This window comes from Streptococcus mitis, from assembly GCF_946190375.1.
Lineage (GTDB): Bacteria > Bacillota > Bacilli > Lactobacillales > Streptococcaceae > Streptococcus > Streptococcus mitis_CJ.
In genome coordinates, this window is sequence record NZ_CAMIAF010000024.1 from 17,737 (window position 1) to 33,963 (window position 16,227).

13 protein-coding genes and 2 pseudogenes are annotated in these 16,227 nt (G+C 39.2%); 2 read left to right on the top strand and 13 right to left on the bottom strand.

The features are described from left to right. The first annotated feature begins 39 nt into the window (after positions 1 to 39). The gene (locus N8M09_RS10005; protein WP_125452984.1) at positions 40 to 738 is read left to right on the top strand and encodes a GntR family transcriptional regulator; all 699 of its coding nucleotides are present in this window, start codon (positions 40 to 42) and stop codon (positions 736 to 738) included. Here N8M09_RS10005 and N8M09_RS10010 read toward each other — a convergent pair. The 13 genes and pseudogenes from N8M09_RS10010 to parE all read right to left on the bottom strand — a co-directional run bounded on the left by N8M09_RS10010 (position 735) and on the right by parE (position 15,360). Next, a complete protein-coding gene (locus N8M09_RS10010) occupies positions 735 to 926 on the bottom strand; it encodes a hypothetical protein (RefSeq protein WP_261065058.1) in 192 nt (63 codons plus the stop codon). The genes N8M09_RS10005 and N8M09_RS10010 overlap by 4 nt on opposite strands. 51 nt (positions 927 to 977) lie before the next feature. Then, entirely contained in the window at positions 978 to 1,874 is an 897-nt protein-coding gene (locus tag N8M09_RS10015; protein ID WP_261065059.1) for a DMT family transporter, read from the bottom strand. Between the two features lie 8 nt (positions 1,875 to 1,882). Further along, complete coding sequence (locus N8M09_RS10020; protein ID WP_261065060.1) at positions 1,883 to 2,818, bottom strand: serine hydrolase domain-containing protein; 936 nt, start codon at positions 2,816 to 2,818, stop codon at positions 1,883 to 1,885. Continuing rightward, the gene (locus N8M09_RS10025; RefSeq protein ID WP_261065061.1) at positions 2,815 to 3,540 is read right to left on the bottom strand and encodes a CppA family protein; all 726 of its coding nucleotides are present in this window, start codon (positions 3,538 to 3,540) and stop codon (positions 2,815 to 2,817) included. The genes N8M09_RS10020 and N8M09_RS10025 overlap by 4 nt, the downstream gene beginning before the upstream one ends. Positions 3,541 to 3,827: 287 nt before the next feature. Continuing rightward, a complete protein-coding gene (locus N8M09_RS10030) occupies positions 3,828 to 5,858 on the bottom strand; it encodes a thiol-activated cytolysin family protein (protein ID WP_261065062.1) in 2,031 nt (676 codons plus the stop codon). 326 nt (positions 5,859 to 6,184) lie between these two features. Continuing rightward, positions 6,185 to 8,665, bottom strand: a complete 2,481-nt coding sequence (gene parC / locus N8M09_RS10035; protein WP_261065063.1) for a DNA topoisomerase IV subunit A — start codon at positions 8,663 to 8,665, stop codon at positions 6,185 to 6,187. A gap of 316 nt (positions 8,666 to 8,981) precedes the next feature. Then, positions 8,982 to 9,542: a nucleotidyltransferase family protein gene (locus N8M09_RS10040; RefSeq protein ID WP_261065064.1), complete on the bottom strand. Its 561-nt coding sequence runs from the start codon at positions 9,540 to 9,542 to the stop codon at positions 8,982 to 8,984. Further along, positions 9,539 to 10,399, bottom strand: a complete 861-nt coding sequence (locus N8M09_RS10045; RefSeq protein ID WP_261065065.1) for an aminoglycoside 6-adenylyltransferase — start codon at positions 10,397 to 10,399, stop codon at positions 9,539 to 9,541. Before N8M09_RS10045 ends, N8M09_RS10040 begins: the two co-directional genes overlap by 4 nt. Positions 10,400 to 10,415: 16 nt before the next feature. Continuing rightward, positions 10,416 to 10,616 (bottom strand): annotated as a pseudogene (locus tag N8M09_RS10050) (GNAT family N-acetyltransferase); the annotation flags it as partial. Between the two features lie 8 nt (positions 10,617 to 10,624). After that, positions 10,625 to 10,999 carry a GNAT family N-acetyltransferase gene (locus N8M09_RS10055; protein WP_261012664.1) on the bottom strand — a complete coding sequence of 125 codons (375 nt, stop codon included), beginning with the start codon at positions 10,997 to 10,999 and terminating at the stop codon, positions 10,625 to 10,627. A gap of 26 nt (positions 11,000 to 11,025) precedes the next feature. Continuing rightward, positions 11,026 to 11,772, bottom strand: a pseudogene (locus tag N8M09_RS10060) (DUF6261 family protein). 321 nt (positions 11,773 to 12,093) lie between these two features. Then, positions 12,094 to 13,398, bottom strand: a complete 1,305-nt coding sequence (locus N8M09_RS10065; RefSeq protein ID WP_261065066.1) for a hypothetical protein — start codon at positions 13,396 to 13,398, stop codon at positions 12,094 to 12,096. A 12-nt stretch (positions 13,399 to 13,410) separates the two neighbouring features. Continuing rightward, positions 13,411 to 15,360: a DNA topoisomerase IV subunit B gene (parE, locus tag N8M09_RS10070; RefSeq protein WP_261065067.1), complete on the bottom strand. Its 1,950-nt coding sequence runs from the start codon at positions 15,358 to 15,360 to the stop codon at positions 13,411 to 13,413. A 135-nt stretch (positions 15,361 to 15,495) separates the two neighbouring features. Here parE and plsY point away from each other — a divergent pair, with 135 nt between their 5' ends. Further along, complete coding sequence (gene plsY, locus N8M09_RS10075) at positions 15,496 to 16,137, top strand: glycerol-3-phosphate 1-O-acyltransferase PlsY (protein WP_101776742.1); 642 nt, start codon at positions 15,496 to 15,498, stop codon at positions 16,135 to 16,137. Positions 16,138 to 16,227: the final 90 nt, after the last annotated feature.

The following is a 16,227-nucleotide window of genomic DNA, read 5'->3' on the forward strand; positions in this document are numbered from 1 at the left end:
GAGGTACAATAGAGAAAAGATAGAAATGAAGTGAAAAATATGCTACCTGCTTATATGAAAATCCATGATCAGATTAAAAAGGATATTGACGAACATCGTTGGGCCATTGGTGAGAGACTTCCCAGTGAACGAGACTTAGCAGAGCAGTTTGCGGTTAGTCGCATGACCCTCCGCCAAGCCGTATCTCTATTAGTCGAAGAAGGCGTTTTAGAGCGTCGTGTAGGAAGCGGCACCTTTGTTTCCAGTACTCGAGTACAAGAAAAGATGCGAGGGACAACCAGTTTTACTGAAATTGTTAAGTCCCAAGGTAAAGTTCCCTCTAGCCAGCTCATTTCCTACAGAAAAACCATCCCCAATGAGCAGGAAGTTGCCAAGCTAGGCATTTCTCCAACGGACAATATTATCCGAATGGAGCGGGTTCGCTATGCGGATCAAGTTCCTCTGGTTTATGAAGTTGCTTCCATTCCTGAAAAATTTATTAAGGACTTCAAAAAAGAAGAAATCACCAGTCATTTCTTCCAAACCTTGCAAAAACATGGCTACCGTATTGGTAAATCACAGCAGACCATCTATGCTCGTCTTGCTAAAGAAAAGATTGCTCACTATTTGGAAGTTGAAAAAGGACATGCTATTCTTGGTTTAACTCAGGTTTCCTACCTAGAAGACGGGACAGCTTTTGAATACGTAAAAAGTCAGTATGTAGGCGAACGCTTTGAATTTTATCTTGAAAACAATTAATACTCTTCGAAAATCTCTTCAAACCGCTTCAACGTCGCCTTGCCGTATGTATGGTTACTGACTTCGTCAGTTTCATCTGCAACCTCAAAACGGTGTTTTGAGCTGACTTCGTCAGTTTCATCTGCAACCTCAAAACGGTGTTTTGAGCAACCTGCGGCTAGTTTCCTATTTTGCTCTTTGATTTTCATTGAGTATAAAATACTACGCAAAAACTCTCTGTCACGGACAAAGAGTCTTTTTTATTTTTCTAAGAGTAAATCTTTCAACGAAATCAGGGTTACAGCAAACAATATCATTGCCATGCCAAGAAAATCAATAGGATAAAATTGTTCATTCATGATTAAGAAGGCAAAGAAAACCGCCGATATTGGCTCAATTGAAGCCAACAAGCTTGACTTAACCGGTCCGATCAGACTGGCTCCTTTTAGAAAGGCTGTATAGGCAAAGACAGTCCCGATAAGGATAATACCTGCAAAAGCAAGAAGAAAATCAAGACTAGTCGGGATAGTGGCCTGTAGAACCCCTGTAAAAGGAAGGGAGACCAAACCAGCTATGACCATTCCCACTCCAATGACCAAACTGCTTCCCCACTTCTTAATCAAGGCTATTGGCAAAATGATATAAAGTGCATAAGTCAGAGCAGAAAAGAGACCCCAGAACAGACCTGCAGGTGTAATAGATAACTGGTCCAACTGCCCATGTGTTGCGATCAGGAAGGTTCCTCCGATGGCTAATATGATAGAAACAATCTCTCCCAGTGTCGGCGCCACCTTATCCTTGATACAGCTATAAATCAAAATCCCGACAGGACAAACATACTGAAGCACTGTCGCGGTACCTGCATTGGTCTCCTGAATAGCAGTTAGATAGGAAAATTGGTTGAGAAAAAGTCCAATCAGAGCAAAAATAAGAAGAGACAACAAACTCTTTCTATCCTTTAAAAAGGCCAGCATTTTATCCTTTGCAGTAGCATAAGCCAAGAGCATGAGAATTCCACCAGCGATTAAAAGACGCAAGTTGGTCAAAACCAGAGCAGAAATTCCGTGCGCCATCAGGTATTGGCCACTCGTTCCTGACAAGCCCCAAGCAATACCAGCCACAACTGTTAGTAAAGTCCCTTTTAAAATATTTGACATGTCTCTCCTTACTCTTCTTTGCGAATCAAGTCCATCACTTGATTACGGTCTACAATCCATTGAGCCCTCTCATCCTTTTCATAGGTACGATTCGATAGAAAAATAGCCGCTTCTTGCTTCTGGCGATTCCACATGATAAAGGTACCTGTATAGCCCGTATGGTCTAGCCAATCTCCTTCCAAATTCCATGCCAAAGAACGTTCCTTGTCATCCAAAGGAGAAAAATTTTTACTCAAATCTCTTGCAAAATCATCTGCTAAATAGTGTTCTAAAAAGATTTGTAAATCCTTTACAGTCGAAAACAAACCAGCACTCCCTGCATGTCTGCCCAAGAGGCGAGCCTTGGGATCATGTACCAGACCTGCCTCTACACCTCTAACTGTTGGAACAGCAAGTTCAACAGGCCCAAACTGTGTTTCATTCATCCCCCAAGGATTCCAGACTTGTTCTTGTAAAATCACATCCAAGTCTTGATTAAAGATTCTTTCCAAGATAAAACCTAACAGCAAAAAATGGACATCCGAATAAAGAAAGGCTGGCTGACTTCGTCTGTTAAGATGAAACATCGCTTCCTTTAATTCAGATGCTGTTAAAAGATCACGATTGGGAATAAAAGGATCAAGATCTGTAGCATGGGTTAAGAGCTGGCGAATAGTGATATCTGGATAATCACTCTCAGCTAAAAAATCTGTTACCGGTCTGTCAATATCCAATTGACCTTTTTCCCACAAGAAGGTAAAAACGGTACCAACCCCAACAACCTTGCTGACACTAGCTAGGTCATAAACTAGTCCTGCCTCAGTCTGCAAGCCATGCTCTGGGTCACTCTGGCCAATATAGAACTCCGTCCATTGATTGTCCTTAAAATACGTAAAAGAGGCTCCGGGATAAATCCCTGCCTCGATTTGTTCTTCTATTTTTTTAATAATCTTGGTCCACTTCATACTTCTTCAAACCACAATTCAACATTATTTCTATCTTTTCCAAGGAAGAATTTTTCAGACTTAGGAATAAAATATTCTGTAGACTCAAACTTCTTACGAAGGCTTGCTATGTCTAATTCATTAACCAAGAACTTAAGCATAGATAAGTCCCAAGTAACGGCATTATCCACAGTCAAATCTTGACCCTGAGCTGGGATAAAATCAAGGGATGTCCCAACTTCAGATACTTCCAAGAAACTTTCGACATCAGTTGGGAGGTGTAATTCCATAGAAATCTCAAATTTACTTAAAGAAATTAATTCCAAATCTGTTTGAAATTCTGGCTTTTCTCCTACTTCTACTAGGCTTGCTCTATCATCTTCCGCATGAATCAAAATCAAATCATCTTCTGGTGAGAAAATTTCAAAAGCGTATCCATTTTGACCTTTATATAATTGATGAATCGAATCTGTTTTAGCTAATAAGGCCTCGATTTCTAAGGGATTTTCCACCTTGACAATCAATCTAGCTAGTTTTTTTCTTCCCTCTACCTTACGAGTGCGCATACTTGGAGCTTCTTCTAAAACCAGTTTTTCAAGACCTGTTTGGTCGCCTAGTGACAGAAAGGCTGATTCTTCTAACAAGGCCTTCATGCCAAGGGTTTCAATATAAAATGTTTCATTTAATTTTCTATTATTAACTTTTAAAGTAGGAATAATCCGTACAATCTGATTTACATTCATAAATTCCTCCAACTCTTTTATTTTAAAGGATTTTAGAATTTTTTACAAGAAATTATGCTCAGATTTACCAATTTTCACCCCATTAAAAATTTTTCTTCAAAAGGCTGACCTAAAACTCCATTTTTAGGGAAACATACAAAAGTCAAAAAGTAGATAGGATAAACTGGAATGCTAATCAATGGATTGATAAGAAATAATTGACTGTCTTTGTTGATTTTTGATTACGGAGGAGTATTAGAAAGAAAAAGAACCAGCTCTTAGAACTGATTCCTTTTACAAGTGAAAAACTAGTTATTTTCAACTTTTTCTTCGTATTTTGGTCTTAGTGTTGTACCTGAGTTAATAATTGTACGTTTTTGAACAAGAGGAAGGTCTGTACGATTGTAAACTGTACGCCATGGTTCCCAAACAAGACCTGTTTTTTCTTGAATCTTCACACGTACATTACGTACATTTCCTTTAAATTGAAGTTCAGTTTGGAAGCCAGCTGTTCTGTTCTTACCATTATCTTCCCATTGACGTGAGCGAATACTTTCAATTCCATCCTTATCATAAGTTACTTCATCCCAATAAACATAGTAACGAGCAATATAAGCTCCCTTATGTTGTAAATTAAGATAACCATTTTTGTATGAAGTCACTTTAGTTTCAATGTAGTCTGTATTGCTTTGAATTGTGGCTACTTGATTATCTTTCAAGAATGCAGTCTTATAAGAAATTGGAACAGCAGGATTTTGTGTACTAAATGTAGCTCCTTCTTGAATCAACTTCTTCAAATCTTCTACATTACCTGTCACAACATGTGCAGCTCCATCAGCATTTCCGCCTACGATTGAAACTGTTACAGTTGTATCCTTCAAGACACGCGCCCATTCAGATTCTGGTTTAATAGGCACCCCTTTGATGACAGCATTAATCGCTGCTTTCAACTCTGTACTCTTGCTTGTTGTTTCAAATTTGACATACATTTGACGTCCGTATGAAACGCTTGACACGTATACCGGAGGTGTTTTTTCATCAATTCCACGTGTTTTCAATTGATCAACCGTTACTCCTGGTGCAAATACATCGGATGGATTTTTTGGAGCATCAAAGTTAGCAGTATAGTAAATTTGTTTAAAATCAACAACTTCAACTTGTTTTTCACCCTTGTTTACAGCCTCAAAGTCAATTTTCAAATTAACACCGACTTTTTCAAAATCACTTCCGAATTTTGCTTTCAATTGATTCATGCTGTAAGCAGAAGTTGATTCGTACTGCATACGTGCTGGAGCAGGATTTTTCGCAGCATATTTTTCATGCCAACGATTTAACAAGGTATTCACACCTTCCTGCATACCACTTGCAGTTGGAGTAGCATCTACATAGCTACCTCCGCCTACCATTCCTGGTAAATCAACACTAATTCTACCTTTGCTACGATCTAAGCTAATTTGTTGTGGTTTATTTTCTAGGAGATCTTGATTTGCTTTAAATAAAGCACCTAAGAAGATATCTCCGTTACCATTAATGGCAACATCTGCAGAACCATTAGAAAGGTTTTTCTTCACTTTTTCTACAACCACAAATTCATTTCCTTGTTGTTTTGTGCTTGTATTCGTGTAATTTTCTATTGCCTCGCCTCGTCTAGTTAAAATATTTGTTTTATCGTAATTTAAACCAAATAAATAGTTATTTAGTTCTGCAGTAAAGTCTGTTTTTGCTTTGCTTTCAGATTTAGTGTTAGTCACTGCTTTTTCTTGTGCAGAACGATACACTTCCACCTCTGCTAAGCTAAGTGGTGTTTTTGAATTATTTAGCTCCACTTTAACATATCGTGCATTCACTCCAGTGAATTGAACATCAACTGTTGGTTGATTGTTTAAGCTATCGATGTGTTGACGAGTTACTTCATTTCCATCTTTGTCCAATAAAATAACATCAAAATTAGATAAACGATTTGCTACATCCCCATCTCCACGATTGTAAATACGAACAGTTCCTACTGATTCTTCTTTCTCTAAATCAACTTTCCACCAAGAATGATCTTGAAAATCTGTATGGGTAACAGAACGGTGGCTCCATGCGTTATCACGATTGCCGTCAACTGCTCTAGAAGCATCTCCTCCATAAGCAATTGAACTCTGACTCGCAGGTTTATGAGCAGCAATATTTTCACCAGCAACTGCAGCTACACTCGGCTCTGTCGCTTTTACTACATTTGATTGAAAAATTAGTCCAGAACCTAGTAAAAATGTTGCAATGGCAACGCCACATACTCCAACGCTACGTTTACGAATAGAAAAACGAAATCCTTTATCTTGTTTGTTTTGAGACATACAAAACTCCTTTTATATTTGAATAAACTATTTATAGAACGCGCTTTCTTTAAACAACAAAAGTATAACATAAAAATATTATAGATGCAATTGTTTTCTTAAAAATTATTATTTTTTATTAGGAAAACGTGTATAGTTGCCCATATGTTACTAATTTCACATTTAAACACCGAGCGGTCTATGCCAATAAAAACAAGAAAACGACCAGGATTAAGTCCCTATCAGTTGGGAATTAGAACTGTTCGTTTTTGTATATATAATCAAACTCAAGTCTTAAATCTATGGCTTAACAAATTTCTCAATGCAAAGCTTTTCATTGTTTTTTATCATTCCTTAGATTCAAATTCTGTATAAGCTTCCTGAAGATAGGCATCAAAAACTTCTTCATCAGAAATCGTGTCAGAGATGAAGCTACCGTTGCTAGTTCGTTCTGACAAATTCAAGTCTTGTAATCGGCTTTCATAGATTGTTCCTTTGTTAGATTGGACAAGCAGAGTTTGGTCATTCCCATCCACTTCTGTACTGAAGAGATCACCTACAAATCCTTGCTCTACAACTGCACCTGCCAAGAAAACTCTATGTGGTTTGTTTTTTAACTCACGTAAAACTTGTAATCCTCGTTTGGCACGGCTGGTTGCTGGAATTTCCTCGATGGAAACACGTTTCAAACTTCCACGCTGAGTCAAGAGGTAGAAAGATGAGGTGTTACAGATAAAGGCAGATTGGAGGACATCATCTTCTTTCAAGTTCATAGCCTTGACACCTGCAGCCTTGGCACCAACAACTGGAACCTCTTCGATATTGAAACGAAGGGCATATCCGTTTCGACTAATCAAGAGAACATCATCCAGTTTAATCGGAGCTACTGCTACAATCTGGTCTGTCTCGTCTTTTAGCTTAGCATACTTAACTGACTTAGACTTGTAGGTCCGCCACGGAGTGAATTCTTTTCGTTCTACACGCTTGATTTGACCGAGACGAGTAGCTACAAAATAAGTTGTCGCATCATCAAACTGATCCACGACTTCCACATAAAGGATTTCTTCGTTCGTTTCAAAGTTTGTGATAGTTTGGCTCAGATGCTCACCGATATCCTTCCAACGAATATCTGCCAATTCATGGATTGGTCGATAGATGACATTTCCAAGACTTGTGAACATCAAGAGGTGCTGGGTTGTCTTGGCAGATTGAACAAAAATCAAACGGTCATCATCACGCTTGCCAATTTCTTCCAGCGTTGAAGCGGCAAAGGAACGTGGGCTGGTACGTTTGATGTAACCTGCCTTGGTCACGCTGACGTAGGTATCTTCCTCAGCGATCAGACTAGCTGTATCAATCTCAATTACTTTTGCTGTGTCTTCTAAAGTACTCAAACGTGGAGTCGCAAATTTCTTCTTGACTTCACGAAGTTCTTTCTTCATGAGATTGTACATAGTCCGCTCATCACCGATAATAGCCGCCAGCATGGCAATCTTTTCACGAAGTTCTGCTTCTTCTTCCTGCAAGACAACTACGTCTGTATTGGTCAAACGATAAAGTTGCAAGGTAACGATAGCCTCAGCCTGCTCTTCTGTAAAATCATAGCTAACTTTGAGGTTTTCCTTAGCGTCAGCCTTGTTCTCAGAAGCACGGATAAGGGCGATGACTTCGTCCAAAATTGAAATCACACGAATCAAACCTTCAACGATATGGAGACGTTTCTCAGCCTTTTCCTTGTCAAAGCGGGAACGAGCCAAAATCACTTCGCGACGGTGGGCGATGTAGCTAGACAGGATTGGAACAATCCCAACCTGACGAGGCGTGAAATTGTCAATCGCCACCATATTAAAGTTGTAGTTGATTTGCAGATCAGTGTATTTGAAAAGATAATTAAGAACAAGCTCCGTATTAGCGTCTTTTTTGAGCTCAATAGCAATACGTAGACCATCACGGTCAGACTCGTCGCGAACCTCAGCAATACCAGCTACCTTGTTATTAACACGAACATCATCGATTTTCTTGACTAGATTAGCCTTGTTGATTTCATAAGGAATCTCAGTGATAACGATTTGTTCCTTACCACCTTTTAGCTTTTCAATTTCAGTCTTAGAACGAACGACCACACGCCCTTTCCCAGTTTCATACGCCTTCTTGATTTCATCACGACCTTGGATGATAGCTCCTGTAGGGAAGTCAGGCCCGGGCAAGAATTCCATCAGCTTGTCAATCTTAGCTGTTGGGTGGTCAATCATGTAAACCGCCGCATCGATAACCTCAGCCAAATTATGAGGTGGAATGTCAGTGGCATAACCAGCCGAAATCCCAGTAGAACCATTGACCAAAAGGTTTGGAAAGGCTGCTGGCAAGACCGTTGGTTCTTTCTCCGTATCGTCAAAGTTCCAAGCAAAGGGAACGGTTTTTTTCTCGATATCCTGAAGAAGGTAGCCTGCAATCTCAGACAAACGAGCCTCGGTATAACGCATGGCCGCAGGCGGATCCCCGTCCATAGAACCATTATTACCGTGCATTTCGACTAAAATCTCACGATTTTTCCAATCTTGTGACATACGGACCATGGCATCATAGATAGAACTATCACCGTGGGGGTGGAAATTCCCCATGATGTTACCGACAGACTTGGCCGACTTGCGGTAGCTCTTGTCAAAGGTATTGCCATCCTTATTCATTGAATAAAGAATACGACGCTGAACCGGCTTCAAGCCATCACGAATATCTGGCAAAGCCCGGTCTTGAATAATGTACTTGGAGTAGCGCCCAAAACGCTCTCCCATGATGTCCTCCAGGGACATATTTTGAATGTTAGACATAAGATACAAAGGGACGATTCGGCTTACCGAAAATTTCTGTAGAAAAACAGGAAATCGATACAGGGTTCAATGAACCCAAGTAGATTTCTCTTTTTTCCTAAGTCTCAGTCCCGTGTTCAGTTACGATAAGTAACTAAACTATCCTTTCTGTAGTTTAAAGTGTTTGAAATTTGTTGCTTCAGTTAGTTTTCACATAGCATTTAGAGCGTGTTCAACTCCTTTCGAAGAATGGAGAGTAAATATTATTGGAAAAAGAAAAAATATAGAGTAAGTGAGTTTTATCCAATTCCTGTATCGTCATTTCCAATTGAAATGTCTACTCCACAAATCCTCGTTTATACTTGATATGACTGGCTATATTGCTATCTACATCTTTCTTATCCCAAAGTTGGAGTTCCCATGGGTAGTAAAAATTACTTTTATTTTTAAAATAGATATGAATACCGACATAGCCATCTTTATCACGTAAATACCAGTTTTTTAGTCCGTAATTCTCTTGCCAATCGTCTAATTTTTCCATGACTTGAGCTATCTCTTTGGAACTTAAAATCATACGAGCACCAAAAATATCATTAAGAATGGAATTCACAGGATAGCCCTCTTGACGCTCTGAAAAACGTGTAATTTTATCTAAAATAGACTCAGAAGTTTTGACACGATAAACATAGGCAATATCTTGGACATCCGCTTTCATCAGATAGTCATTAATTGACTCATGTAAATTCAGACGGTAGGCCAAAATCGCTTTCGTCGGAACTTTTAAAAAGGTATGCTTGAGATTAATTTTTTCCACCTTACCCGTTTCAAAATAATCTTTAGAATATTCTCTATGAATACGATTAATCTCTGTAATGAGACGTTCCACTTTTTCAATCATGAATCTTCTCCTCTCGCTTTTTCATTTTTCCAGTTATTCCCAAACTCCTTTACTTTTTCCTCAGCATACTCAATCATCTTCTCAGCCACTTCCTTATCGTAGGCAAAGCCCAGCTTTTGAGCAAGTCTTTGAGCTTCTTGGTGGAAAAGTTCCATCGTAGCAAACAAGGATTGAGTGATTTTATCACTACTTGAGAAATCAAGCAGATTTGAGAATTCCTTTTCTTTCTCAGCAGGTAAATTGTTAAAGAGGTACTTGTAGTTCTTGCCGACGTCTACTGTTCCCTTATTACTTGCTACCTGCCAAGCTAAGACTTTTAAGAGTTCTTGTTGGCAAATACCGTAGAGATGGTCGGTCGCATAGATGGTTTGATTGCGACAAATCCCTTTGACAACGTAGGCTGATACCCACCAAAATTCATTGCAGGAATTTTTAAAATCTAACGCACTAGCTGGACTCATCCAGAAACGCTGAGGACTGGGAGAATAGAACTCAAACAAGCCTTTCTCATCTTTCAAAACTGTATAATCAGCCTCGCTATCCACCCACTCTTGAATGTGTTCTTTTGGGCAAAGAGTCAAATCAATACGATTGCCATCTTCAAAGAGCATGAGATAGAGACGACGATTACCAAGAACAACCTCTTGCTCGATGATTCGTTTTCCGAAATAGGTCAACCAAGAAAGGTCACTCGTCAGATTATCTAAATCGTCCACAACATAGACAACGTCATAGTCTTGAAACTCATCTGTTGAGGCATTAGGGTTTGTACGTGAACCAGATAGTGCCACAGCATAAATCTGTAACTTTTTAGCTGTTTGTAAAATCACGTCAAGTATTTCTGTTTCAGCTCTCATGTTGATACCTGCCTTTTTAGTGGAAACTCTTGATTCTGTAGAGGACATGTCTATAAAGTGGACTGTCTGCTGGAACTTTTTCATTATCAAATTCTTTGACAAATTCCATGCTCAGTTTTTGCATGACTTTTTGCGAAAGTTGATTGAGTAAGAATGTAAAAGAGTAAACTTCTGACAAGCCAGCTTGCTGAAAAGCAAAGTCTAGACAGGCTTGGCTGTCTCCTTTCATTCAGATTTTCTAAATCCTGTACCAACAGGCTTAAAACTTATTGACCGATAAAATCCATCTGCTTCAGATATTAATTCAATCCGTGTCAAAGGATATTTTTTGTGGATCTCCTCAATCAGCTGCTGTCCCAGTCCTTTTCTGCGGTGGGATTTATCAATAATTATTTCAGCTAAAAAGGTCGTCATCACTTCATCCGTCAGATAACGGGCAAAGCCAAGAATTTTCTGGTCCTCTTCAATCACCAAGTAATGAGACAGATTTGTTGAAAATAGAGATGTCACTTTTTCCTCTGTAAAAGAAAGCCATTTTTCACTTTGATAAAGGCTATAAATAGCTTGACAATCTTTTCTGCTTGCAGGTCTGATAATCATCTTCTATTCCTCCAAATCTATCAGACTTAATTAACACTCCCCACTGCTTCCGTTACCTTCATAGCAGGTTTGCATTTTTTGTAGCGGCTGCGGATGGTGTTGAGGTGGTCGCGGAGATTGACCACGTGAGTTCTTTCAGGATAAGCGTAGGCGTTGATTGCAGTAAAATCCACAAGGAAGTCATAGATTTCTTGTAGTTTTGCACGGACTTCCTTGTTTTGACTAGGTGCCTTGCCTTTTTGCTCAGCCAAGCGCTCCTTATATGCTTTTTCAAACTAAGACTGCGCTTTTGTCAAGGTTTCTATATGAGTTGTCAAATGTAGGGTTGCAAGAGCAGTTTGGTAGTCCGTATCTTTTAGATCCTTGAGCAAATGGTTAATAGCTTCTGTCTCCTTTTCGCAGCTTATACTCGTTAACCAAGCATAATTTTTGAAAAGTTTGCTGAGTTTGTCGTAAGTTTCCTTGCTACCTGCCTCTTTGACACAAGAGAAGGCCTTGACCAAACTAGTCAAGGTAGAAAGCGCATCATCATGCTCACGATTAGACGCTTCCAGACTAACCACCATTTGACTGGCCTTGGAATGGTGCAAACCAGCTTACAAGGTCTCAAGAAGTTTTTCCATATCTCCAAGCTTTGTTACGTAAACCTGCTCAGACTTATTGGCTTTTGTAAAAGCCACTGACTCGTCCTTGCTCTCAGATAGAAGTTAGAAGAATTCGTTGTTTTCTAAATTGCGTACAGTTAAACTCGTGATTTCATATTCTTTTTTCATAAAACTCCTCTTTCAATGATGTATTTTTAATTTTTTGACCTAAAATAATTCAGAACATATCTAAATACTCGTATTTTACTCCAATAGAGGCTGGGACAAAAAGATTTTGATTTTAGGAATTCTTTGTTATAAAATTTCAAAATCAATAAATTAGACAAAAAAGCGAACAAAAACAGGATTTTAAGTTTCAGATATCTCATTTTGTTCGCTTTTTATATTTAAGGTTAGACTTTTGTCCCAGCCTCTATTCCCCCAGACAAGATATTCTTCAGGTAGAATTTCTTGTTTTTGGGGTGAGATACTAGGATATATAAAAAGTTTTTAATCTAAAGGTTCAATAAAGTAATGCTTCATCTTGGATAGACTACTATAATCAATAAACTTATTCAGATCATAATCCAGACCTTTTTTAATTGAATTTTCTATTAATTCAATAATTTTATCATCTTCATCGGATAACGATTGAGCTCTGCTCGGAATTAAATTTCTTGTATTAGCATGACCTGAAGTCGTAAATTCAAATACAGTATAAATTTTATTACCTTTCAAAGTTCCTTCAATAACTAGAAGACTTTTCCCTTCATAGAAAAAGTCATTCACCAATTGTGCTGGTCCGCCAACACAATCAAGAGTATAGAATTTTTTGAAACCCTCTACATCTGTATTAGAAAGTTTACTCCCAACTTTAATATCCCCTATTTCGGCTTTGTTCGTCACAATCCATTTATATGAGGTTCCATCGGAAAACAGACCTTCAAAAATAGCTTTACTTTGTAGATAGTGCTCTCTGAAATTTAAACGTTCAAAGCATGTTTTCATAGTCTGATAATTATATTTTTGATACAAGGTAACATATTTATCTCCTAAGATTTTTAGCATGCCCTTTTCAGAAAATTCATCTATAATCTTTATGTCATCTTCAATAAATCCAATCCATGTTAAAGCTCGGTCAATTTCGCCTTCAAGTCTCTCTTTCCATAACTTATTGACATACCAAAATTTGACATCCTTCAATACTAAATCTTTATACTGAGATTTCAATTCATAACAGTTAACAGAACGATCTTCTAACTCGACAGCTTCAAAATACCAATCAAAATCTGAAATATCCGGACTCTGCACTTGTTTAATCACCTCTAAAAGTTCCTGATGTTGCTTGCTACTTTGTTCTGAAAAAATAGCGATTTCATCCCTAGTATCTTCATGCAATTTTTTATGTAGCGCAACATCAGATTTTGAGAGTGTTGAAAGATCAAGTATCGTATCAGACAAACATTTTTCAAATTCATCCATCAATTCAAAAAACAGATCAGGATTAAAGTCTTGGCTACTAATCATTGTTTTGAGATGATCTTTAAATTCTTCATAATCTTTATATTTACTATTCAAGTTATACCGAATTTTTATAAGCTCTTCAGAAACTTGATTTTCCTTCCATAATTTGGCTATACCCTCATAACTAGGATTTTCTCCATGTCTTACCAATATATATTTTTCAAAATCGTTTACTGCATTTTGAATTTTTTGGGTTTCAAGTTTTTCATCTATTCCCAGCCCCTCTAAAAGCTTGTCCAAATCCATTCCAGTAAAGTCAAAGAAAAAAGATATCAATTTTTGTTTATCCATACATTCTTCCCCCTAAAACACCATCTCCCCACTCTCTTCCAGCGTAAATTTGACGTTGTCTTCAATCCACTTACGGCGTGGTTCGACCTTGTCTCCCATGAGGACATTGACGCGGCGTTCTGCGCGTGCTAGGTCTTCGATAGTGACACGGATAAGGGTACGCGTTTCTGGGTTCATAGTTGTTTCCCAGAGTTGATCCGCATTCATCTCACCAAGACCTTTATAACGTTGGAGTGTAGCACCTTTACCAAACTGTTTGCGGAGTTCTTCTAGTTCTCCGTCCGTCCAAGCATAGGCCACTTCTTCTTTCTTGCCTTTCCCTTTTGACATCTTGTAAAGAGGCGGAAGGGCAATATAGACATGTCCTGCCTCAACTAGCGGACGCATATAACGGTAGAAAAATGTCAAGAGAAGGGTTTGAATATGGGCACCGTCGGTATCCGCATCGGTCATGATAATGATCTTATCATAGTTGGCATCTTCAATAGAGAAGTCAGCCCCCACACCCGCACCAATGGTATAAATCATGGTGTTGATTTCTTCATTTTTGAGGATATCCGACATCTTGGCCTTGGCTGTATTGATAACCTTACCACGAAGAGGTAGAATAGCCTGGAACTTGCGGTCACGGCCTTGTTTGGCAGAACCTCCGGCAGAATCTCCCTCGACTAGATAGAGTTCATTCTTAGCTGGATTCTTAGACTGAGCTGGGGTCAATTTCCCAGACAGCAAGCCCTTGTCTTTTTTATTTTTCTTACCATTTCGGCTCTCATCACGCGCCTTACGTGCCGCTTCACGAGCATCACGCGCCTTGATAGCCTTGCGGATGAGGTTAGAAGCCAATTCACCATTTTCCATAAGAAAGAAGGTCAACTTATCCGCCACAATGCCATCCACAACTGGGCGAGCTAGTGGACTTCCTAGTTTGTCCTTGGTCTGTCCTTCAAACTGGAGGTGTTCTTCAGGAACCAAGATAGAAAGAACGGCCGCTAGTCCCTCACGATAGTCTGAACCTTCAAGGTTTTTATCTTTTTCCTTGAGAAGTCCCGTCTTACGCGCATAGTCATTCATGACCTTAGTGATAGCAGACTTGAGTCCTGTCTCATGCGTTCCACCGTCCTTGGTGCGAACATTATTAACAAAGGACAAGATGTTATCTGAAAATCCATCATTGTACTGAAGCGCTACTTCCACTTGAAAACCATTGTCTTCCCCTTCAAAGTACAGAACTGGCGTCAAGGTCTCCTTGTCTTCGTTCAGATAAGAAACAAAGTCTTGTACCCCATTTTCATAGTGAAACTCAACAGACTCATCTGTGCGTTTATCCGTTAGAGACAAGGTCACATTTTTCAAGAGAAAGGCTGATTCATTAAGACGCTCTGAGATGGTATTGTACTTGAAGTCTGTCGTAGAAAAGATGGTCGCATCAGGCATAAAAGTAACCTTGGTACCTGTTTTAGACTTAGGCGCTGTACCGATTTTCTTCAAAGTCATGACAGGTTTTCCACCATTTTCAAAACGTTGCTTGTAGATTGCACCATCACGGGTGATTTCAACCTCCAGCCAACTAGACAGAGCATTTACAACAGAAGAACCAACCCCGTGGAGACCACCAGATGTCTTGTAGCCACCCTGACCGAATTTCCCTCCGGCGTGAAGAATGGTAAAGATAACCTCAACTGTTGGGATTCCCATAGCATGCATACCCGTCGGCATCCCACGACCATGGTCTTGAACCGTTAAACTGCCATCTTTATTGATGGTGACATCAATACGGTCACCAAATCCAGACAAAGCCTCATCAACTGCATTGTCGACGATTTCCCAGACTAGGTGATGGAGACCTGCCCCATCGGTCGATCCGATATACATCCCTGGACGTTTTCGAACCGCATCCAACCCTTCTAGCACCTGAATGGCGTCATCATTATAATTGTTAATATTGATTTCCTTTTTTGACACAAGGAACCTCCTATTCGTTCATCTTTACTATTCTACAAGTTTTCCAAGGATTTTGCAAAATTTTTCTTTCTCCGATGTAACAATTTCAGAAGAGATTCTCTGCCTTTCTTCTTCATTTCATGATATAATAGGAGTATGATTACAATAGTTTTATTAATCCTAGCCTATCTGCTGGGTTCGATTCCGTCTGGTCTCTGGATTGGACAAATTTTCTTTCAGACAAATCTGCGAGAGCATGGTTCTGGTAACACAGGAACAACCAATACCTTCCGCATTTTAGGCAAGAAAGCAGGTATGGCGACCTTTGTGATTGACTTTTTCAAAGGAACCCTAGCAACACTGCTTCCGATTATGTTTCATCTTCAAGGTGTTTCGCCTCTTATCTTTGGACTTTTGGCTGTCATTGGACATACCTTCCCTATCTTTGCAGGATTTAAGGGTGGTAAGGCTGTCGCAACCAGTGCGGGAGTGATTTTCGGATTTGCGCCTGTCTTCTGCCTCTACCTTGCAGTTGTTTTCTTTGGAACCCTCTATCTTGGTAGTATGATTTCGCTATCTAGTGTCACAGCATCTATCGCGGCTGTCATCGGAGTTCTACTCTTTCCACTTTTTGGTTTTATCCTGAGCAATTATGACCCTCTCTTCATCGCTATTATCTTAGCACTGGCTAGTTTGATTATCATTCGGCATAAGGATAATATCACACGTATCCAGAATAAGACTGAAAATCTTGTTCCTTGGGGATTGAACCTAACCAACCAACATCCTAAAAAATAAACGCCAGTTGTGAATGAACTGCACCCCAAAAGTTAGACAGAAAAATCTAACTTTTGGGGTGTTTTTATTATGAAATTAACTTATGATGAT